We start from the raw sequence: 20,293 nt of genomic DNA, 5'->3' as shown, positions 1-20,293 counted from the left end.
GCGCTGCGTCGTGTCGCAGCTCAGCGAATATGGGGGAGTGACGCATGCATCATGCAATCGGCCGGCGGTGTCCGTGTCGTCGTCACAAATAGAGGCGATATTCTTTAATTCCGCGCTAACGGCGGGGCGCAGATACACCCATAATTTTGGGGAGGCAGGAGGTTCAAGAGGGCCTATCGTGAGATCCCCGCAGGGGCCTCGAAGGACGGAGCGGGCATTCCGGCGTCGGATGGATGAGAGCGCGTTGCGGATCCACGCGGTTACAAGGGCGCTGAGTTCGCAATCGCTCCCCGCCTCCCAAGCATATTCCCCGCCGGGCATGACTCTGTTACATCTCGCCGAGACGGCAACCCGAGACCGGATCACGATGATTGAATCCAAGCTGGCACCCCCGACTCTCAGGGCTCTTCTCGCATTTGGGCTGTTTCTGACAGCGCTGTTTTCCGCTTTTGCCGCATCTGCCCAGCAGGCAGCACCCTCGCTGCCGCTGCTTTTCGATGCCCGTGAACGTCTGGCGAGACCCGATCTCTCCTCGCTGGTTCGCCTGCGCTTCCTGACTTCGGTCGATTTCCCGCCGTTCAATTTCACCGATCAGAACGGCAAGCTTTCCGGTTTCAACGTCGATCTCGCCCGCGAAATCTGCAGCGAGCTGGAAATTTCCGACAAGTGCCAGATCCAGGCGATGCCCTTCGCCGATTTGAAGGATGCGCTCGCCGCCTCGCAGGGTGATGCCGTTATCGCCGGTCTTGCCGTGACGCCGGAGCTGCGCCGGTTATTCGTCTTCTCCCGGCCGTATCTGATGCTGCCCGCCCGCTTCGTGCGCAATCTCACTGTTTCGCTCGACGGCAAAACGGCGGCCGCCCTTTCCGGGCACCCGGTCGGCGTCGTCAAAGGCACGGTGCACGAGGCGATGCTGGCCGCCTTCTTCCCGGCGATCAAGGCCCAGGCCTTCGACACCAAGGATGCCCTGCTGGCGGCGCTCAAGGAGCGCAAGGTCGATGCCGCCTTTGCCGATGCGCTGCAGCTTTCCTTCTGGGTATCGTCGCCGGCGTCAGTCAAATGCTGCGCGCTGTTCGACGGCCCCTATCTCTCCGAGCAATTCCTCGGTGAGGGCATGACAATCATGCTGCGGCAAAAGGACAGCGTGCTGACGGCGGCCATCGACCACGCGCTCGCTACCCTGTCGCGCAACGGCCGTCTCCAGGAAATCTATCTGCGTTATTTTCCCTACGGGCTTTATTGACATGCATGTCGCCCAAAACTGTGTAGCGGTTTTGGGATAACGACATGGATAAAATAAAGAGTTTCAGGCTTATCCCTTGCGGAAGCGGGCAATGGCGCTGCGCTCGATCGCCGCGCAGGTGAGCTTGTCGAGACCGAGCCGATCGCGCAGCAGGCTGAGCAGCCTGAGTTCCTCGGCTTTGACCGAGAGATCGGCGGATGCGACTTCGACAGCCAGCGCATAGGCAGTGTCGTAGAGTTTGGCCGGCAGGGTGTCGCGCACCGTTTCGAGAACGACGTCGAGGCCTTCTGGGCCGGCCAGCAGCGAGGCGCAGTCGCGCGCCACCGAAATCAGTTTGTCGTCGTCGAAATCCCGGAAGACAGGCAGGAAGCCGATCAGTTGTCCGATCCTTTCCATCTCCCGGTCGTTCATCGTGCTGTCGACGGCGGAGGCCATCACCATCACGTAGATCAGCGCATCATGGGCGGAAAGCGGCTTGTTCATCTCTGTTTCCTTTTCGATCAGCCCAGAGTGGGAATTGGCAGCCGGCATTACAAGGGATCAGCTCCCTGTCAAGGCCGCCGGTTATCTCCGGCGCGGATCGTCGCCGTAAAGGCCTTTTCCGGCCTGCCTGGCTTTTTCGGCGGCCCACGCTAACGGCGAGCCCGCCGCTGCCTCAGCCCAGCCGTTTTCGACAAGCCATGCGCCGAGATCCTGTGCGCCGAGCCGGCAGGTGGTCGTCACTGTTTCCTGCCATTCGGCCGTCTCAAGATCGCAGTTGATGCTGCGGTTGCGCAACAGCTGGCGAAGCGCCGTCTTCGCCAGCATGCCGCAGGGCCATTGCCGGCCCGTCGCCCCGCATATCTTGTCGGCCGGCGTCGGCACGATGCCGGCAAGCTGAAGCCTGCGCTCGCCAAAGGAGAGAAGACCGGCATTTTCGACCGCCGGCCGCGCCAGCTCCATCGGCTTTTTCGCGGGTGGACTTGCCGTCTGCCCGACTGCCGTCTCGGCCCGCGGCTCGCCATCGGCGGGTTTGGGCGCCGTACCGTCGGCAGGCCCCGCGGAGGGTGGCGCCTGCGGTTGCGCCGCCGGTTCCGCCGAGCCGGCGATGATTTCGGCTTGTTCGTCCGATATCGCAGCCGGTTCGCTGGCCTTAGGCGCAGCATCCGCTGCCGCGGTCGCCGTCTCCTCCGCCGATACCGTCTCTTCGCCGGCCGCCCCGCCCCGCAGCCTTGTTTCGCCCGCCATCAGCAGGCCGGCCACCACCGCCATCCCTATGAGACCTGTGAAGACGGCGGCAGGGCGCATGGAATATCTTCCTATTGGCTGGCCCAGATGATGCGGGCGATCCAATCGACATCGGAAAGCTCGAGCGTGCGGTTTGGATGGTCGGGATTGAGCGACATTAGCTCGATCGAGCGCGGGCTTTGGCGCAGCAGCACCTTGGCCATCACCTCACCCTCGTTTGTGCGCACGACGACGCGGTCGTTGCGGCGCACCTGCGCGCCGGGCTCGACGATCAGCACGTCGCCGTCGCGGTAGAGCGGCATCATGCTCTCGCCCTGCACCTCGAGTGCATAGACGCCTGACGTCTGCGCCGGGGCCGCCGGAAATTCCACTACATCCCAGCCTTGGCCGGCCGGAAAGCCGCCATCGTCGAAGAAGCCGCCGGCACCGGCCTGGGCGAAGCCGAGCAGCGGAATCGAACTGCCCTGCGGCGGAAAGGCGCCGTCAGGCTGTGCGGCCAGTGGCTTGGAAAAACCGGCATCCGGCTGCAGGAAGGCAAGAAACTGCTCCACGCTCGCCCCGGTCGCGTCGAGCACCTTGGCGATCGATTCCGTCGAGGGCCAGCGCAGTCGCCCGTCGGCGGATAGCCGTTTCGATTTGTTGAAGGAGGTGGGATCGAGCCCGGCGCGCCGCGCAAGACCGGAGGGCGTCAGCGCATGCCGCTCGGCAAGCCTGTCGATCGCTCCCCAGATCTGGTCGTGTGACAGCATAGGCGCCCGATTCCGTGCGCGGCTCATCCGCGCGTCAGCCGGGCGGAATATTAACCGACCATGTCGCCTGAGTAAAGCTGAAGGAGGAATAAAATCCTGTTATCGCAAGCCTTTCAGGCGACCATCGCCATATTGATCTTGCCAAGCTGGATGACCGCCTGCGTCCGGCTGTCGACATCGAGTTTCAGCAGGATCGCCGAGACATGCGCCTTGATCGTCGCCTCGGAGACGCCGAGTTCATAGGCGATCTGCTTGTTCAGCAGCCCCTCGCCGAGCATGGTCAGCACCCGGCTCTGCTGCGGCGTCAGCGTATGCAGGCGGTGGATCAGGTCGGCGACATCGGGATCCTGCTCCTGGCCGTCGCGGTAGTTTTCCGGCGTGGCGATATCGCCGGCCAGCACCGTCTGGATGCCGCGGCGAATGTCGTCGATGCCGGCGGATTTGGAAATGAAGCCGGAGGCGCCGAGTTCCAGCGCCCGGCGGATCGTCGTCGCGTCGTCGGTTGCCGAAACGATGATGATCGGCAGGCTGACGAATTCGGAGCGTAGCGCCATCAGGCCGGAAAAGCCGCTGACGCCGGGCATGGCGAGGTCGAGCAGCATCAGGTCGGCATCCGCATGGGCGCCTGCCGCCCGGCGCGCAGCGGCGAAATCGCCGGCCTCGACGATTGCCTGCCGGCCGTCCATGCCGATGACGGCCTGGCGCAGCGCATCCCTGAACAGCGGATGATCGTCCGCAATGATGATGGTCTGTTCCTGCATCGAAAACTCCCTCCCAAGAGCCCGATCGTGCCCGCATGCACCGCCGTCCCCTCGGCGTTCTCACGCATGTCTGCTGAAATGACTATATCAGATCAGGTTTTCTGCGGAAGGGGATTGGCGTTTTCCTCGGCCTGGAACTCCTTCACCATCCCCATGAAACTCTTCATCATCTTCTCCATGATGCTGATCGAGCGGTCGATTTCGGCATCGCTCGGCAATGCGCGCTGTACGAGCCCGCCCTGTTCCAGCTTCGTCACGCGCTGCGAAAGCCGGTCGAGTTCGTCCTCATAGGCCGCCCGCTCGTCGGCCGCCATCCGGCAGACGAGGGCGCCGTCCTTGTCCTGGCAGATCGACATCGCGCCGGTCTGCCGGTCGAGCCGGACGAAATGGTCGCCGCTCTTTTCCAGCTGGAACCGGCTCGCATCGGCCTCGGCGGCTGCGGCGCCAAGCGGCAGAAGAAGAACGCCCAGTGTCAGAACCAAAATCTTCATCGTCTCATCCTCCGGAATTTGTTTCCGCCGATCCCGTTTTTATCTGCCGGGGCGTGGACATCGCCGCCTCTTTCCGGCAAAGCCCTCGTGACCCGAGGACCAGCAATCGCGAGCCCATGATGAGCGTGACACCGACCCTTTACAAGATCGTGACGGAAACGCTCTGGCAGCAAGCCAGACAAAGCGGTGTTTTTCATGGCGCTGGCATCGATCTCAACGACGGCTTCATCCATTTCTCGACGGCAGACCAGGTGAAGCAGACCGCCGCCTTGCATTTTGCCGGCCAGTCCGGCCTGCTGCTGATTGCCGTTGACGGCAGCGGGTTCGGTGACAAGCTGGTGTTCGAGCCCTCGCGCGGCGGCGATCTGTTCCCGCATCTCTATGCCGACTTGCCGCTGGCCGCGGTGCTCTGGGAGGCGCCGCTGCCGCTCGACCAGGCCGGCGGCCATATCGTTCCGGAGCTGCAGCCATGATCGATCCTTTCAAGCGTCTCGCCCGCAAGGGTCTCTTCCTGTTCGATCCGGAAACGGCGCACGGCATGTCGATCGCCGCGCTGAAATCCGGCCTCGTGCCCGCCTGCCAGACCACCCCGGATCCGCGCCTGCGCCAGACCGTCGCCGGCCTTACCTTCGAAAATCCGCTCGGCATGGCGGCCGGCTATGACAAGAATGCCGAGGTGCCCGAAGCCCTGCTGAAGCTCGGTTTCGGCTTTACCGAGATCGGCACGGTGACGCCGAAGCCGCAAGCCGGCAATCCGCGCCCGCGCATCTTCCGCCTGGTCGAGGATGAAGCCGTCATCAACCGCCTCGGCTTCAACAATGAAGGCCATGACGCCGCTTTCGATCGTCTCTCGGCACTGACCGGCGGTGGCATGATCGGCGTCAATATCGGCGCCAACAAGGACAGCGAGGATCGCATCGCCGATTATGTCGCCGGCATCCGCCGCTTCTATTCCGTCGCTCGCTATTTCACCGCCAATATCTCCTCGCCGAACACGCCCGGGCTGCGCGACCTGCAGGCGCGCGAAAGCCTTGCGGCGCTGCTGTCGGCTGTGCTTGCCGCGCGCGACGAAATGGCGGCGACATCCGGCCGCAGGATCCCGGTCTTCCTGAAGATCGCCCCTGACCTGACCGAGGAAGGCATGGACGATATCGCCGCCGAGGCGCTCTCGCATGCGCTTGATGGCCTGATCGTCTCCAACACGACGCTGTCGCGCGACGGGCTGAAGGATCAGCGCCAGGCGAAGGAGGCGGGCGGCCTTTCCGGCGTACCGCTGTTCGAAAAGTCGACGGCGGTGCTTGCCCGGATGCGCAAGCGCGTCGGTCCCGATCTGCCGATCATCGGCGTCGGCGGCGTCTCCTCGGCCGAAACCGCGCTGGAAAAGATCAGGGCGGGCGCCGATCTCGTCCAGCTCTATTCCTGCATGGTCTATGAAGGCCCTGGCCTGCCCGGTGATATCGTCCGCGGTCTCTCCAAGCTCATGGACCGCGAAAAGGTGAGTTCGATCCGCGAGCTCCGCGATAACAGGCTCGACTACTGGGCCGCGCGAAAAGTCTGATCGGCCCGCGGCTTGACCAGCATCGCCAGAAAGATGCCGCGGAACAGCAGGAAGGCGTTCATCGCGAGCCACAGGCCGTGATTGCCGAAGAGCGGCACGAAGACGGCAAGCATCAAGAGATATCCGGCAAAGGATATCAGCATCCGGTTGCGCATGTCGGCCGACCAGGTCGCGCCGATGAAAACCCCGTCCATCAGGAAGGCAAGCGCCCCCGTCAGTCCGGTGATGGCAGCCCAGGGCAGATAGGTTTCGGCTGCCTGCCGCACCTCGGGCGAGGTCGTCAGCACCGAGATCAGCCAGGGGCCGGCAAGAACGAAGAATGCCGAAGCGACTGCGGCCAGTCCAAAGGACCAGAGGGTCGTCAGCTTCAGCCCGCGGTCGAAGGCCGGCCGGTAACGCGCGCCGATCGCCCGGCCGGTAATCTGCTCGGCGGCATTGGCAAGTCCGTCGAGATAGTAGCCTGACAGCAGGAAGAAATTCATCAGCACGGCATTGGCGGCCAGCATCACCGCGCCGAAGCCGGTGCCGATCCGCGTCATGATGGTGAAGGCGCCGATCAGCACGAAGGTGCGGATCAGGATGTCGCGGTTAAGCGCGAAAAGCTCTGCCATCCGATGCCGGGAAAAGACCTCGGCCGATGCCGGCCGCTCGGCCTTGTGAAAGCCTGTGAGTATGATGATAAGTCCGGCGATCGCCCCGATCGCTTCACCGGCCATGGTTGCCCAGGCGACCCCGGCCACGCCCCAGCCGAGCGACAGGCCGAGATAGATGGAAAGCAGGATGTTGACGCCGTTGATCAGTGCCTGCAGCAGCAATCCGACCTTGCCCTGGCCGCGCCCGAGCACGAAACCGAGGATCGCGTAATTCGCCAACGCCGCAGGTGCCGCCAGCATGCGGATCGAAAAATAGGTGCCGGTCGCCTCGGCGATCGCCCCTTCCGCGGCCATCAGCTTCAATCCCGCCGTCATCAACAGCGGCGAAAGAAGGAGCAGCGCCAGCCCGCAGCCGAGCGCCGAAATCAAAGCCCGCCAGAAAACGGCCTGTTGCTCGTGCTGGTCCCGCCGGCCATAGGCCTGCGCCGTTAGTCCTGTCGTCGAGGCGCGCAGGAAGTTGAAACTGCCGAGGATGAGATCGAAGAGCATGGCGCCGATCGCCAGCCCCGCCAGCGCTTCCGCATCGCCCATCCGGCCGACGACGGCGGTGCTCGTCAGCCCGAGCAGCGGCGTCGTCATGAAGCCGAGCGTCATCGGAATGGCGATCGACAGCACCAGCCGATGCGTCACGTCGAAAGCGAGCGTGTTGGAATTGCTACGCGTATCCATCGGGGCCCCGTCGCTACAGCGCCACGCGTCTTTCGGACACAGGGAGGACGCTGTCACACTTCATGCAGCGGGCCGAATCGCCTCAGCTGGAGAGCACCATGGCCCAATAGGGCAGGTTCCTGGAAGATGTATTATGGGCGACGGCGACGCCGAGGCCGTCATAGCGCCCGAGCATGTTTTCCAGGTGATGCGGCGAGTTGACCCAGGCCGTCACCACCGCATCGACGCTCTGCTGGCCGGAGGCGATGTTTTCGGCCGCCGGCAGCTGCACGCCGCTTGCCTTGACGCGGGCGCCGAAACTGTCGGTCATGCCGATCAGATGCGCCATCTTGCCGACGCTCGCCATGCGTTTGGCCTGGAAGAGGGCGGCCGTCTGCGCCGCCGGATCGAGGCGAAGCGGCGGCAGGCCGTTCTTCGCCCGGAGCTGATTGACGAGCGGCAGCACGCTCGCCGTCTCGTCCTCACCGTTCGAAGGTGTGCCGGCAATGTGCGGCGTGGTGGTGCAGCCGGCAATGCCGGCGGCGAGCGCAAATCCGGAAAGGACGAGCAGGCCGCGCCTGGAAAGATCGATCGATGTCATGTTACCGGCGATAGCTGAAAAGACGAAGGATGACGAAGAGCGGGATGACGATCGTCGCCCCGAGCAGGAGATAATCGCCGACGCGCCCGAGCGCCGAAAAGCCCCGGTGCCAGATTTCCAGGATGAAGTCCCGGAACCCGTAGATGATGTTCCACGGCGTCAGGCCGAACACGGTCATGACGAAACCGACGATCAGCGACACCACGATAAGTTTTATCAAAGTGCGGCCGATTGAATCGCCGAGGAACCTGTTCGCCTGATCGGACATACGCCATCTCCTGTTTGCCCCTGGAATAAGGTTGCGGCGTGCCGCTCGCAAGCCCTTTCCGGAATTGGCGGCTTCGCCTGTGAAATAGGACTTGAGTTTTTTTGTGGCCGCCGCCAAATGCGCCCAAAAGAACGGGTGCATGATGCAATCTCACCAGCTTTCCTCAGGCGATGTCATCGCCGACCGCCGCGCAGATTATGCCAGGATGCTTGAAGAAGGCGGCGAGCCGGAGGCCGCGGCCGAGCTGATGGAGCAGGCGCTGGAGCTGGTGCCCACCTGGGCGGCCGGCTGGTATCGCCTCGCCACCTATCTGGAGAAAGCGGGCAGGGGGGAAGGCGCGATCGAGGCCTATCGCCGGACGCTTGCCCTCGATCCCGATGACATTTTCGGCGCCGCCCTGAAGCTCGCCCTGCTCGGCGATGCAGCGACGCCCGACCGGCCGCCGAGCCGCTATGTCGAGCGCCTGTTCGACGATTACGCCGACCGTTTCGAAACGTCGCTCGTCGAAAAACTCGACTACAGCGTGCCGCAGAAGCTCGCCTCCCTTGTCGCCTCCACCAGCCGGCATTACGCATGCGCCGTCGATCTCGGTTGCGGCACCGGCCTGCTTGGCCCCGAAATCCGCGCTTGCGCCGACCGTCTCGAAGGCTTCGACCTCTCGCAGAACATGCTGGCCAAGGCGGCCGAGAAGCAGGTCTACGATCACCTCGCCCAGGCCGATCTCTCGCTCGCACCCGATCTTTCCGGCCTGTTTGCCGCTGCCGCGCGCCATCGCGCCGATCTGGTGACGGCAGCCGACGTGTTGATGTATCTCGGCAATCTCGAAAGCGTCTTTGCGATCATCGAAGAACTGGCCGCGTCGGGCGCCGATATCGCCTTTTCCGTCGAGGATGCGGGCGACAGCGGGGGCTTCCATCTCGCACCGTCGCTGCGATATGCCCATTCGGAAGCCTATGTCAGACTGCTGCTTGCCCGTCACGGCCTCGAAATACTCGAGATCGTCAAAACGGTCATTCGCAAAGATGGCGGCAAACCGGTCGCCGGCATTCTGTTCCTTACGCGCAAGCCGACATGAGCGAACATTTCTTGCGATTTTATAATAGGTCAGCATCACTTACCTATTACGCTTGATCGAAGCCAGAAAAGACTGATATTGCAGCGGTATTGCCAGAGGGCGCAGCGAAACGGCGGGCGCTTCGGCTCACTCACATTGGAAATCTTTCGCGTCCGGCTCTTCCTCCGGCGTTCCCGAACTCGTCTGCGATTGGAGACCGGCAACATGACACAGCTGATCAATGCCCTTGGCGTCTGGAATACCAGCGCGACGCGTCACACCCCGATCGAAGATGTGCAGGGCATATTCTCCGGCAGCCTGGTTGCCGCACTCGGCCTCTATGTGCTCGCAAGTGCCGGCCTTCTCACCGGCAGCACCGCCGGCGTCGCCTTCCTGCTGCATTATGCCTTTGGCGTCAATTTCGGCCTCGCCTTCTTCCTGCTCAACCTGCCGTTCTTCTATCTCTCCTGGAAGCGTCTCGGCAGGGCCTTCACGATCAAAACCTTCATCGCCATCGGCCTGACCTCGGTGCTATCAGATGTGCAGTCGCGCTTCTTCTCCATTTCAAGCATCCATCCGGCCTGGGCCGCCCTTCTCGGCGGCCTGTTACTCGGCTTTGGCGCGCTGGCGCTCTATCGCCACCGTGCCAGCCTCGGCGGCGTCGGCATTCTGGGCATCTACATACAAGAGCGTTTCGGCATCCGCGCCGGCCTCGTCCAGCTCGCCATCGACATGTGCGTACTCGCCGCCGCCGTCTTCGTCACCACCCCGCCCATCGTCTTCTATTCGGTCCTTGGCGCCGTCGTCCTCAACCTCTTCGTCGCCATCAACCACCGCGCTGACCGTTATATCGCGCTGTGACATTACAAATCGGTAACCCATTCTAAACAGATCGTAACTTGCCTCTGATCGACCCTGGCGCGACACTCCCCTCGCGCCGGATTTGATGAGGTGAACTATGTCAGATTTGGAAAAGCTTGTGAGACGCCGCATGCAGGAAGAATACGCCAGGGGCGCTTCCGCAGAGGAAATTGCGAAGGTCGTCCGCGACATATTCAACGGCACCGACCTCTCTGAGGGCCTTGATGCCGTTGCCGTCCGCACAGCGGATCGTAGGTGACGCAATATTCAACCGACCCGAATGTTTCGGGTCGGTCGCCGGGATGAAATCCCAGTCACCAGATACCGATCAGGCTGCCTTCGTGACCTGGTCGATCGGATGCTGCGAGCGGAAGCCGACGGCAAGGCGGTTCCAGATATTGATCGCGCCGATCGCCACGGTGATCTCAGTCATCTCTTTCTCGGAGAAATGCGCCTTCAGCGCCTCGTAGTCGCCGCCCGGCGCGCCCGTCTTGGCGATATTGGTCACGGCGTCGACCCAGCCGAGCAAGGCGCGTTCGCGGGCGTCATAGACCGGCGATTCCCGCCAGACGCACATCAGGTTGATCCATTGTTCACTGAGCCCATCATGGCGGGCTTCCTTCACATGCATGTCGACGCAATAGGCGCAGCCGTTGATCTGCGAGGCGCGCAGCTTGATCAGGTGGATGAAGCGGCGTTCCAGTCCGGAAGACTGGACATATTGTTCGAGCGCAGCGACTGCCTTGTAGGCATCGGGAGCGGCTTTGGCGAAATTGAAACGCGGTTGCATGGTGATTCTCCTTGTTGGGGCTCAGCGAGCCGTCTTGCGTTCATGAATTTCGAGGAAGGCGCAGCCTCGGGCTGCGATCGATCCGTCGTCGAGGGCATTCAGTTCGATGCCGATATCGGCGATGCTGGTCTTGGCGAGTTCGGCCCGGTAGACCCTTTCGGCCCGAAGCATCGCCGCGCTGATGTTGCAGGGCTTGGCGAAGAAGCTGTCGGAGACCGGGTTCGGTCCGCGCTGGCGGATTTCGGCGCAGCGAAAGGCCGGTGTCGCTCCCTCGACCGCAAGCAGGATGTCGAGCAGCGAAATCTCCGCCGGCGCCTTCGCCAGGCGATAGCCGCCCTTCGGCCCCGGCACGGTATCGAGGATGCCGGCGCCCGACAGCGCCTGCAGATGTTTTAAGAGATAGCTCGTCGACACACCGTGGAATTCCGCCAGGGCCGCCGCCGAAAGAACGCCGCCTGCGGAAAGGCCGGACAGCATGGCGACGCTGTGAATGGCCTGCTCGACACCATCGCTCATCTTCATGCCGACATCTCCTTCATTCGTGGATAAAAAATATCCACGATTAGTGCGGTTGTCAAGAGGCACCCTTGCTGCTTGCCTTTATCCCTGCGGGGGATAGAAGACGGAAAAAGCCGACAGGGGAACATTCATGGCATCCAACGCCTTCGCAGGCCTTCTGAATTCCAGCGCCGACCGCCATTCGCTGTTCGACGACGCCCAAGGCATCGTCGCCGGCAGCATGCTCGCCGTGCTCGGCGTCTCGCTTCTGTCAGGCGCGGGACTGCTTGCCGGGGGCACGGCCGGTCTTTGCCTTCCTCGCCCATTATGCGACGGGCTTCAGCTTCGGCCTCTGTTTCTTTGCCGTGAACCTGCCCTTTTATTATCTCGCCTTTCGCCGATTGGGGCCGGCCTTCACCATCAAGACGTTCGCCGCCATCGCGCTGACCTCGATCCTGTCCGAATTCGTGCCGGGCTTTATCGGTATCACGCATGTCAATCCTATCGCCGGGGCGCTGTTCGGCGGCCTCGTCATCGGCGCCGGCATGCTGGCTCTGTTCCGCCATCGCGCCAGTCTCGGCGGCATCGGCATCCTCGCCCTCTATATCCAGGACCGTCTCGGCTGGCGCGCCGGCCTCGTTCAGCTCGGCTTCGACCTTGTCATCCTGGCGCTCTCCTTCTTCGTCGCCAGCCCCTTCATCATCGCCTGCTCCGTGCTCGGCGCGGTCGTGCTCAACCTCGCGATTGCCATCAATCACCGCAAGGACCGCTATATCGCCGTGTGAGGCGATGGCCGCTCTTCTTTTTCCCCAGGCTTTCACTACCTTCAGGATGTGGACCAGATCGATGCCGAAGCCCGCGCCCTGCTGCCTGCCGCCTTTACCCGCTGGTTTGCGGAGAAGGGCTGGCGTCCGCGCGCCCATCAGCTGGAGCTGCTTGCCCGCGCCGAAGCCGGCGAAAGCACGCTGCTGATTGCGCCGACCGGCGCCGGCAAGACGCTCGCCGGTTTCCTGCCGTCGCTCACCGATCTCACCCGCCGCGGCAAGATCCCGCCCGGCTCCGCCTTCACCGGCATTCATACGCTCTATGTCTCGCCGCTGAAGGCGCTGGCGATCGATATCGAGCGCAACCTGATGAAACCGGTCGAGGAGATAGGCCTGCCGGTCACGATAGAAAACCGCACCGGCGATACGCCGAACGCCAAGCGCCAGCGCCAAAAACTCAATCCGCCGGATATTCTGCTGACGACGCCCGAACAGGTCGCCCTGCTGCTGGCCAACCGCGAGGCCGAACGCTTCTTCAAGGATCTGAAATATGTCGTGCTCGACGAGTTGCATTCGCTCGTCACCTCCAAGCGCGGACATATGCTGTCGCTCGGCCTTGCCCGCCTGCGCCGCCTTGCCCCCAACCTTAAGACCATCGGCCTGTCGGCGACCGTCGCCGAGCCGATGGATCTGCAGAAATGGCTGGTTGCCCAACAGGGCGGCGAGGGGCAGGAGGGCAGGGAATATCATGCCGGCCTCGTCGTCGTCGAAGGCGGCGCCAAGCCCGATATTTCGATCCTGTCGACCGAAGAGCGCATCCCCTGGGCCGGCCATGCCGCCCGCTACGCAATTCCCGATGTCTACAAGCAGCTCCTCGAACATAAGACGACGCTGCTCTTCGTCAATACCCGCAGCCAGGCGGAGATGTTGTTCCAGGAACTCTGGACGATCAACGACGACAATCTGCCGATCGCCCTCCACCACGGTTCGCTCGATGTCGCCCAGCGCCGCAAGGTCGAGGCGGCGATGGCCGAAAACCGGCTGCGCGCCGTCGTCGCCACCTCAACCCTCGATCTCGGCATCGACTGGGGCGATGTCGATCTCGTCATCCATGTCGGCGCGCCGAAGGGCGCCTCGCGTCTTGCCCAGCGTATCGGCCGCGCCAACCACCGCATGGACGAGCCCTCGAAGGCAATCCTCGTGCCCGCCAACCGTTTCGAGGTGATGGAGTGCCAGGCCGCCCTCGACGCCAATTATATCGGCGCCCAGGACACCCCGCCGGTCGGCCGCGGCGCGCTCGACGTGCTTGCCCAACACGTGCTCGGCATGGCCTGCGCCGAACCTTTCGACATGCTGGAGCTCTACGATGAAATCATCAGCGCCTCGCCCTATGCCGATCTCACCTGGGAGACCTTCGAGCGCATCGTCGATTTCGTCGCGACCGGCGGTTATGCGCTCCGAACCTATGAGCGTTACGCTCGCATCCGCAAAACCGCCGAGGGCCGCTGGCGCGTCTCCAATCCTGCCGTTGCCCAGCAATACCGCCTCAATCTCGGCACCATCGTCGAAAGTCCGATGCTGAACATCCGGATGGTCAAGCGCGGCGAGGGCGGCAGGATCGGCCGCGGCGGCGCCACGCTGGGCAAGGTCGAGGAATATTTCCTCGAGCAATTGTCGCCGGGTGATACGTTCGTCTTCTCCGGCAAGGTGCTGCGCTTCGAGGGCATCCGCGAAAATGAATGCTTGGCCTCGCAGGCCTTTTCGCTTGATCCGAAGATCCCCTCCTATAACGGCGGCAAGTTTCCGCTGTCGACCTATCTCGCCGAGCAGGTGCGGTCGATGATCGCCGATCCCGACCGCTGGCGCCACCTGCCGGACCAAGTGCGCGACTGGCTGTCATTGCAGCAGGACAAGTCGATGCTGCCGAAGCGCGACGAGCTGCTGATCGAAACCTTCCCGCGCGGCAGCCGCGGCTATATGGTGGCCTATCCCTTCGAAGGCCGTCTTGCCCACCAGACACTCGGCATGCTGCTCACCCGCCGGCTGGAGCGGGCAGGCGCCAAGCCGCTCGGCTTCGTCGCTACCGATTATTCGCTGGCTGTCTGGGGCCTGGAGGATATGGGGCTGCTGATCGGCAATGGCCGGCTCAGCCTCTCCGATCTCTTCGACGCCGACATGCTCGGCGACGATCTCGAAGCCTGGCTCGACGAATCCTTCCTGCTGAAGCGCACCTTCCGCAATTGCGCCGTGATTGCAGGCTTGATCGAGCGCCGCCATCCAGGCAAGGAAAAGAGCGGCCGCCAGATCACCGTCTCCGCCGATCTGATCTATGACGTGCTGCGCAGCCACGAGCCCGATCACATCCTGCTGCAGGCGACGCGGCAGGATGCGGCAACCGGACTTTTGGATATAAGGCGTCTTGGCGATATGCTGATGCGAATCAGGGGTCACATCACCCATCGCCCGCTCGACCATATTTCCCCGCTCGCCGTGCCGGTGATGCTGGAAATTGGACGCGAGGCGGTGCCGGGCGAGGCTCATGATGCGCTGCTCGCCGAAGCGGCCGACGATCTGATCGCCGAGGCGCTGGCCTGAAACTTGTTTGGGAATAACGACTGTGATGAACCGCCTGGCGCTGGCGCGCGACATTTCCGGACTGGCCGCAATACCGGGCATCGAGACATCGGTGAGCGGTATTGCCGCCGTCTGCGATCCGCTCGGCGCCCTCTATCTGCCGGATGCCGGCCTGCTCGTCGTCTCCGACCTGCATCTGGAAAAGGGTGCCGCCTTCGCCCGCCGCGGCATGATGCTGCCGCCCTATGACACGCTGGCGACGCTCACCGTGCTGGCTGCGGTCATCTCGCGTTACGACCCAAAGCTCGTCGTCTCACTTGGCGACAATTTTCACGATCGCATCGGCTCGAAGCATATGCCGGAGAATTTTCGGGCGCTGATCGTGGCGATGGCGCGCGGCCGCGAATGGATCTGGATCAACGGCAATCATGATCCCGATGGCATCGTCGATCTGCCCGGCGCTTGCGCCGACGAGATGCATTATGCCGGCCTGACCTTCCGCCACGAGCCCAAAAACGGCTTGCAGAGTGGCGAAATCGCCGGCCACCTGCACCCCTCGGCGACTGTCCGCCGCCGCGAAAAATCCGTCCGCCGCCCCTGTTTTGCCACCGACGGCGCCCGCCTGCTGATGCCCGCCTTCGGCGTCATGAGCGGCGGCCTCGATCTCGGTCATCAGGCGATGAAGGGCCTGTTCGACAAAGCTTCGCTGGTGGCGCATCTCTTGGGGCGGGATCGGATCTATTCAGTCCGGTATGGGAACTTGCGGGGTTAGCGTTCGTCCTCGATGGGGGGTGCCATGTGTTACCCCCTCTGCCCTGCCGGGCATCTCCCCCACAGGTGGGGAGATAGGCAAGAGGTTGGACCGTCACTCGCTCTTTACCGTCTCGAAAGCAATAGGGCGGCAGTTGTTTGGGGAAGCCCTTGCGTCTAGCCAATCTCCACCCTTGTGGGGGAGATGCCCGGCAGGGCAGAGGGGGTGCGACACGGCACACTTTTGAACTCAATTACACCCCTGCAACTGCTGCTGATACGTCCCTGCCATCCGCGCGAATTTCTGCGCTGTCTGCTGCAATTGCCCGTTCGAGCGCCAGTCGCCGCGCTTGTATCCCGTCGGGCCGGAATAATAAGCGAGATAGAGATTATAGGCATCGTTCAGCGGAATGCCGGTCTCGGCACTGTTTTGGGCGTGATACCAGCCGATGAAATCGATCGCGTCGGCGAAGTTCGCCCGCCGCGCCGTCCAGTTTCCGGTCTGCGACTGATAGTGATCCCACGTCCCGTCCAGCGCCTGCGAATAGCCGTAGGCGGTCGAAGGCCGGGTCCAGGGAATGAAGCCAAACAGCTTGGTGCGTGGCGGCCGCGCATAGGGCTGGAAGCCGGATTCGGTGTACATCGTCGCCATCAGGATCGGCACCGGCACGCCGTATTTCTTCTCGGTCCGCTCGGCAGCACTCTGCCAGCTGGAGAAAATCCCGTCGCGCTCGTCGAAGACGGCGCAAATGTTCCGCGTCTGCTTCGGCGCCGTCGCGCAGCTGGCAAGCAGCGCGAGACCGACGGCGGTCAGAAGGATACGAGTACGCATAACAAAACCTCTCGTTTCCGAGAGATTACTAACTCGTAAATGTTAAGGACCGGTTTTTAGTCGAATACGAACTTGCCCATGGCGGGTCGCATTCAAGCGCGCCGCGCATTTCGGACGACAACCTGCTTTAGATGCTTGCCTGTGCTGGCCAGGGATGGATGCCGTGGCTTAGCCACGCGACGCTATCGCGCCAGAAACCCTCGGCATGGCGTGCGTGGAAGAGGCCGAAATGGCCGATTGCCTTAAATCCGAGATCGGCGGGCTGCAGCAGCACTTGGCTGATCTTGGCATTGCGGTAATAGGCAAGCGTGCGGCGGATTGCTGGCATGGTGCCAAGTTCGTCGTCGGACATGGCAACGGCAAGGACGGGCGCGGTCACGGCGGCGAAACGCGCTAGCACCTCGTCGCGCTCGGCCGCCGGGTGGCTCATCTCCATGCGCGCCTGACGAAAGCTCCATTCATGGGCGACGCCGGCCGGCAGATCTTCGAGCCAGCCAAGCCGTTTGCCAGGAAAGTAGCCGAATAGCGCCGTCAGCACCGGCATGACGACGTGCCATTTCATCAAGAGCCGCATCCGGTGCTCCGGCGCATAATCGCGCCAATAGGCATATTGGGCCCCCATCGTCAGCATGCGGTCGATGCGGCCGGCATGTTTCGACAAGCCCGGGAGAAAACCGCCGATGCTGTGGCCGACGACGTAAATCGGCTGATCCGACCGTCCGTCCATGAAGCACAGCGCCGCGTCGAAATCTTTTTCGCCCCATTCCCGCCAGCGATAGCCGCAGCCCTTGAGCTGCGCCGGCCGTGAACGCCCGATGCCGCGGTAATCATAGGTCAGGACGTCGAAACCGTGAGCGGCAAGGAAGCGGGCGTAATAGTGATAATAACGCGCAAGCACGCCGGTCGCGGGATTGATGATGACGCTGGCGGAAGCTTTTGCCGCGCTCGAGCCCCAGATATGCCCGCCGAGCACGACGCCGTCAGTGCAGCGGATCTCGACCGGCGCGCCTTCGCTCGGACGGCTATTTCGCTCTTCCGCAAGCGGCAGGTCCATACCCTCTGCCATGCACCGCCTCCCTTGGTCGCGGGCTATGATAGAGGCGGGATTTCGGCAGGAAAAGCCGGATGCGGCCACAGAAGCGGCCGCCGCAATCATCACATAGTCTAACGTACTATGCCTTGGCCGGTTCATAGCGCAGGATCACCGCGCCGCTTGCCGTCGTCGCGGTGTCGATGAGCTTCAGCGGCACCTGATCCTGTGCAGGCTTGAAAAGCGGGTTGCCGCCGCCGAGGATGACGGGCACGACGCAGATCCTGATTTCATCGACAAGGCCGGCTTTCAGCAGGCTGTCGGCAAGCGCCGCACTGCCGAAGAGGAAAATCGTCTTGCCGTCCTCCTGCTTCAGCCGCGTCAATTCCGGGACCGGATCGCTGACGACACGGGCATTGTTCCAGCCGGGCTCAGTCATCGTTCTGGACACGGCGATCTTGGCGATGCCGTTCATATAGGCCTTGATTGTGTCTTCGCTCTCGGCGGTCGGCCAATAGGCAGCCATGCCCTCATAGGTCTTGCGGCCGAAGACCAGCAGGTCGCCTTCCTCGCCGAACTGCTCGGCATAACGCTGCAGCTCCGGTCCCCAGGCGAGATTGTGGAAATCGATGTCCCACGGCTTCGTGCCTTCGAAATAACCGTCGAGGGTCATCAGGTTCCAGACGATAAGCTTTCTCATTTCCATCCTCCTTCAGTTCATCTTCGACCGGTTGCTTTCCGCAACTGGTTGAAAGCTAGATTAACCGATATCAAAATGCAAGCGGTTTTTCCGAGGCAGAACGAGTGGAGGCGGCATCTCCGGAGAGAGCGCATCACACTTTTTTGCAATTGCTCTGGAAATTGCCCGAGTACGGCGCCTTGAGGCAGCTCAATCCTTGCGGAAGATCAGGCTGGCGCCCCAGCCGGTGATGACGGCGAGAGCCACGGATGCAAAGCCGTAGAGGATCGGCTGGCCATGCGCCGCATCGGTGATCGTCTGCTCGATGCCGGTTTTGATGACCCGCAGCGGCAGCGATTCCTGGGTCACCAGATTGCCGCTCTTGAAGAGATAGGCGCGCACGGTGTGGACGCCGTTCGGAATGTTGGCCGGCAGGCGCAGGCTCGCCTTGAAAAGGTTGGAGGAAACGAAGCGCACGCCACTCGGGTTGCGGTCGTAGAAGCCGCCGCCCTGCTGCAGCCGCCGGAAGGCATCGCGGAATTCGCCGAGATTGCTGCCATCGCCGACGAAGCCGACCGGCGTCAACGGAATGTGGTCGATGCCGATCCCCTGATCGGTCAGTTCGAGCGGCGTCGTCAGGTCGTCGATCATCCGCGAACTCGACATCGAATAGGAGTGCGGCACGGATTCGAAGGTCATCGAGCGGGTATTCACCCAGATGCCGAAGACGCGCTCCTTCTTGCGCACCGTCGCATCCTGGCGCGGCCCCTCCAGCACCACCACCACGTCATATTGGCCGATGGCGAGCAGCAGCTGGTCGGTATTCGACAGCGCCCCGAAGATCGTCAGATCAGCGCCGTGGAAATCCGAAGTGATGGCGATTTCGCTCGTCGACGTGCCGATTTCCAAGCCTTCGCGCACCGCCTCGGTCGACTGCCCCGGCAGCCATTGCGCTCCGGCCACCGCCGGCAGCAGGCAAAGGAATGCGATGACGGCGGCAAGCAGGCGCATCAATTGCCGGCTCCTATCACCACCGAATAGACGTCGGCCGGCGTTACCACCAGCGCGATCGCCAGACGCAGGCCGACGGCGAGCACCAGCAGGCCGAGCAGGGCGCGCAGCTGCTCGCCGCGCAGCTTCTGGCCGACGCGCACGCCGTATTGCGCGCCGATGACGCCCGCCACCATCAGGATGAAGGCGAGCACGATATCGACCGAAAAGTTCGTCGCTGCCTGCACGATCGTCGTATAGGCGGTGACGAAGATGATCTGGAACAGCGACGTGCCGACGACGACATTGGTCGGGATGCGCAACAGGTAGATCATCGCCGGCACCATGATGAAGCCGCCGCCGACACCCATGATCGAGGTCAGGATGCCGATCGCAAAGCCGAGCGCGACGATCGGAATGACGCTGAGAAAGATCTTTGATTTCTTGAACCGCACCTTCAGCGGCAGCCTGTGCACCCAGTGCTGGTGGCCGGGTTTGCGTGGCGCCGGCGGCTCGTTGCGCGCCGCCCGCCGCATGGCATTGATGCTCTCGAGCAGCATCAGCCCGCCGACGGTGCCGAGGAAAATGACATACATCAGCGAGATGATCAGATCGAGCTGGCCGATGGCGCGCAGCAGCGAGAAGATCCAGATGCCGACCGTCGCACCCGTGAGGCCGCCGATCAACAGCACCGTGCCGAGTTTGACATCGAGCGTGCCGCGCCGGAAATGGGTGATCGCGCCGGAGATTGACGACGCCACGACCTGGTTGGCGCCGGTCGCGACCGCAACGACCGGGGGAATATTGTAGAAAATCAACAGCGGCGTGATCAGAAAGCCGCCACCGACGCCGAACATTCCAGACAGGAATCCGACGGCCGCCCCCATGCCGAGAATGATGAAAATGTTCACCGACAATTCTGCGATTGGCAGATAGATTGTCACAACCGACCCCGAATGATGACCGCGCCTGGCGGGCGGTTTCCGTCACGTCCCCGTTCGAATGCGCACCATACTGTGAAATCGTTGCCAGAGGCTTTCGATCGGCCCCGATTGGTGATGGAGATCGATGGCAGGAGATTCGGCGATGCGCGGATCGATCTCTCCCGCATAATCCGGCTTTTTTCAGGTTTTGTGACGAGCGGTGGAAAAATTGCGGAAAGCCTTGTGGCAGAACGCCGCAAGGCTGGTGATAGCTGCCCCTCAGCCTAACCCTCTTCCCGGAAAAACGCGGCGAGGGGACGTGCCAAAGCAACGTCGAGATGGAGGAAGC

Annotated in this window: 22 protein-coding genes and 1 pseudogene; 8 read left to right on the top strand and 15 right to left on the bottom strand. The window is 62.7% G+C overall.

What is annotated here, in order from left to right; genetic code table 11:
- Nucleotides 1–367: 367 nt before the first annotated feature.
- Nucleotides 368–1,243, top strand: a complete 876-nt coding sequence (locus FFM81_RS18320) for a transporter substrate-binding domain-containing protein (RefSeq protein ID WP_003570544.1) — start codon at nucleotides 368–370, stop codon at nucleotides 1,241–1,243.
- A 69-nt stretch (nucleotides 1,244–1,312) separates the two neighbouring features.
- On the opposite strand, the gene FFM81_RS18315 is transcribed toward FFM81_RS18320, so the two are convergent.
- The 5 genes from FFM81_RS18315 to FFM81_RS18295 form a co-directional block, all read right to left on the bottom strand.
- Nucleotides 1,313–1,726, bottom strand: coding sequence for a tellurite resistance TerB family protein (locus tag FFM81_RS18315; protein WP_003570543.1), 414 nt, complete (start codon nucleotides 1,724–1,726; stop codon nucleotides 1,313–1,315).
- An 81-nt stretch (nucleotides 1,727–1,807) separates the two neighbouring features.
- Nucleotides 1,808–2,530, bottom strand: a complete 723-nt coding sequence (locus FFM81_RS18310) for a thermonuclease family protein (RefSeq protein ID WP_138386266.1) — start codon at nucleotides 2,528–2,530, stop codon at nucleotides 1,808–1,810.
- A gap of 11 nt (nucleotides 2,531–2,541) precedes the next feature.
- Nucleotides 2,542–3,219 carry a S24 family peptidase gene (locus FFM81_RS18305; protein ID WP_003570540.1) on the bottom strand — a complete coding sequence of 226 codons (678 nt, stop codon included), beginning with the start codon at nucleotides 3,217–3,219 and terminating at the stop codon, nucleotides 2,542–2,544.
- A gap of 113 nt (nucleotides 3,220–3,332) precedes the next feature.
- The gene (locus FFM81_RS18300; protein WP_003570538.1) at nucleotides 3,333–3,980 is read right to left on the bottom strand and encodes a response regulator; all 648 of its coding nucleotides are present in this window, start codon (nucleotides 3,978–3,980) and stop codon (nucleotides 3,333–3,335) included.
- A gap of 92 nt (nucleotides 3,981–4,072) precedes the next feature.
- The gene (locus FFM81_RS18295; protein ID WP_003570536.1) at nucleotides 4,073–4,471 is read right to left on the bottom strand and encodes a hypothetical protein; all 399 of its coding nucleotides are present in this window, start codon (nucleotides 4,469–4,471) and stop codon (nucleotides 4,073–4,075) included.
- Nucleotides 4,472–4,590: 119 nt separating this feature from the next.
- Here FFM81_RS18295 and FFM81_RS18290 point away from each other — a divergent pair, with 119 nt between their 5' ends.
- A complete protein-coding gene (locus FFM81_RS18290) occupies nucleotides 4,591–4,944 on the top strand; it encodes a DUF952 domain-containing protein (RefSeq protein ID WP_138386267.1) in 354 nt (117 codons plus the stop codon).
- On the top strand, nucleotides 4,941–6,029 hold the full coding sequence (locus tag FFM81_RS18285; protein WP_138386268.1) for a quinone-dependent dihydroorotate dehydrogenase: 1,089 nt from the start codon (nucleotides 4,941–4,943) through the stop codon (nucleotides 6,027–6,029). Before FFM81_RS18290 ends, FFM81_RS18285 begins: the two co-directional genes overlap by 4 nt.
- Here FFM81_RS18285 and FFM81_RS18280 read toward each other — a convergent pair.
- The 3 genes from FFM81_RS18280 to FFM81_RS18270 form a co-directional block, all read right to left on the bottom strand.
- Nucleotides 6,005–7,351 carry an MATE family efflux transporter gene (locus FFM81_RS18280; protein ID WP_138386269.1) on the bottom strand — a complete coding sequence of 449 codons (1,347 nt, stop codon included), beginning with the start codon at nucleotides 7,349–7,351 and terminating at the stop codon, nucleotides 6,005–6,007. The genes FFM81_RS18285 and FFM81_RS18280 overlap by 25 nt on opposite strands.
- Nucleotides 7,352–7,433: 82 nt before the next feature.
- Entirely contained in the window at nucleotides 7,434–7,931 is a 498-nt protein-coding gene (locus tag FFM81_RS18275) for a CAP domain-containing protein (RefSeq protein WP_138386270.1), read from the bottom strand.
- A gap of 1 nt (nucleotide 7,932) precedes the next feature.
- Nucleotides 7,933–8,199, bottom strand: a complete 267-nt coding sequence (locus FFM81_RS18270) for a DUF6460 domain-containing protein (protein WP_138386271.1) — start codon at nucleotides 8,197–8,199, stop codon at nucleotides 7,933–7,935.
- A gap of 142 nt (nucleotides 8,200–8,341) precedes the next feature.
- On the opposite strand from FFM81_RS18270, the gene FFM81_RS18265 reads away from it, so the two are divergent.
- Entirely contained in the window at nucleotides 8,342–9,274 is a 933-nt protein-coding gene (locus tag FFM81_RS18265; protein ID WP_138386307.1) for a class I SAM-dependent DNA methyltransferase, read from the top strand.
- Between the two features lie 204 nt (nucleotides 9,275–9,478).
- Nucleotides 9,479–10,114 (top strand): DUF6198 family protein, encoded by a 636-nt coding sequence (locus tag FFM81_RS18260; RefSeq protein WP_138386272.1) that lies wholly within the window; start codon nucleotides 9,479–9,481, stop codon nucleotides 10,112–10,114.
- Between the two features lie 328 nt (nucleotides 10,115–10,442).
- Here FFM81_RS18260 and FFM81_RS18255 read toward each other — a convergent pair whose 3' ends face one another.
- Together FFM81_RS18255 and FFM81_RS18250 are read right to left on the bottom strand one after the other, a co-directional pair.
- A complete protein-coding gene (locus FFM81_RS18255) occupies nucleotides 10,443–10,904 on the bottom strand; it encodes a carboxymuconolactone decarboxylase family protein (RefSeq protein WP_138386273.1) in 462 nt (153 codons plus the stop codon).
- A gap of 21 nt (nucleotides 10,905–10,925) precedes the next feature.
- Nucleotides 10,926–11,426, bottom strand: a complete 501-nt coding sequence (locus FFM81_RS18250; protein ID WP_025415286.1) for an RrF2 family transcriptional regulator — start codon at nucleotides 11,424–11,426, stop codon at nucleotides 10,926–10,928.
- A gap of 127 nt (nucleotides 11,427–11,553) precedes the next feature.
- Here FFM81_RS18250 and FFM81_RS18245 point away from each other — a divergent pair.
- From FFM81_RS18245 to pdeM, 3 genes and pseudogenes are all read left to right on the top strand, one after another.
- Nucleotides 11,554–12,187 (top strand): annotated as a pseudogene (locus tag FFM81_RS18245) (YitT family protein).
- A gap of 48 nt (nucleotides 12,188–12,235) precedes the next feature.
- Nucleotides 12,236–14,761: a ligase-associated DNA damage response DEXH box helicase gene (locus FFM81_RS18240; protein WP_025415288.1), complete on the top strand. Its 2,526-nt coding sequence runs from the start codon at nucleotides 12,236–12,238 to the stop codon at nucleotides 14,759–14,761.
- Nucleotides 14,762–14,786: 25 nt separating this feature from the next.
- Nucleotides 14,787–15,512 (top strand): ligase-associated DNA damage response endonuclease PdeM, encoded by a 726-nt coding sequence (pdeM, locus tag FFM81_RS18235; RefSeq protein WP_003570515.1) that lies wholly within the window; start codon nucleotides 14,787–14,789, stop codon nucleotides 15,510–15,512.
- Nucleotides 15,513–15,740: 228 nt separating this feature from the next.
- Here pdeM and FFM81_RS18230 read toward each other — a convergent pair whose 3' ends face one another.
- The 5 genes from FFM81_RS18230 to FFM81_RS18210 form a co-directional block, all read right to left on the bottom strand.
- Complete coding sequence (locus tag FFM81_RS18230; RefSeq protein ID WP_025415290.1) at nucleotides 15,741–16,322, bottom strand: transglycosylase SLT domain-containing protein; 582 nt, start codon at nucleotides 16,320–16,322, stop codon at nucleotides 15,741–15,743.
- A 127-nt stretch (nucleotides 16,323–16,449) separates the two neighbouring features.
- Nucleotides 16,450–17,388: an alpha/beta hydrolase family protein gene (locus tag FFM81_RS18225; RefSeq protein ID WP_003570511.1), complete on the bottom strand. Its 939-nt coding sequence runs from the start codon at nucleotides 17,386–17,388 to the stop codon at nucleotides 16,450–16,452.
- Between the two features lie 106 nt (nucleotides 17,389–17,494).
- Nucleotides 17,495–18,052, bottom strand: a complete 558-nt coding sequence (locus FFM81_RS18220; protein ID WP_003570510.1) for a dihydrofolate reductase family protein — start codon at nucleotides 18,050–18,052, stop codon at nucleotides 17,495–17,497.
- A gap of 189 nt (nucleotides 18,053–18,241) precedes the next feature.
- Nucleotides 18,242–19,042 carry a TIGR02186 family protein gene (locus tag FFM81_RS18215; RefSeq protein WP_003570509.1) on the bottom strand — a complete coding sequence of 267 codons (801 nt, stop codon included), beginning with the start codon at nucleotides 19,040–19,042 and terminating at the stop codon, nucleotides 18,242–18,244.
- Nucleotides 19,042–19,965, bottom strand: coding sequence for a sulfite exporter TauE/SafE family protein (locus FFM81_RS18210; RefSeq protein WP_003570507.1), 924 nt, complete (start codon nucleotides 19,963–19,965; stop codon nucleotides 19,042–19,044). The genes FFM81_RS18215 and FFM81_RS18210 overlap by 1 nt, the downstream gene beginning before the upstream one ends.
- Between the last annotated feature and the right edge of the window lie 328 nt (nucleotides 19,966–20,293).

It is taken from the genome of Rhizobium hidalgonense (genome assembly GCF_005862185.2).
In the GTDB taxonomy this organism is placed as follows: domain Bacteria; phylum Pseudomonadota; class Alphaproteobacteria; order Rhizobiales; family Rhizobiaceae; genus Rhizobium; species Rhizobium hidalgonense.
The sequence above is the reverse complement of the archived record's forward strand: the minus strand, read 5'-3'. Positions and strand labels throughout refer to the sequence as shown.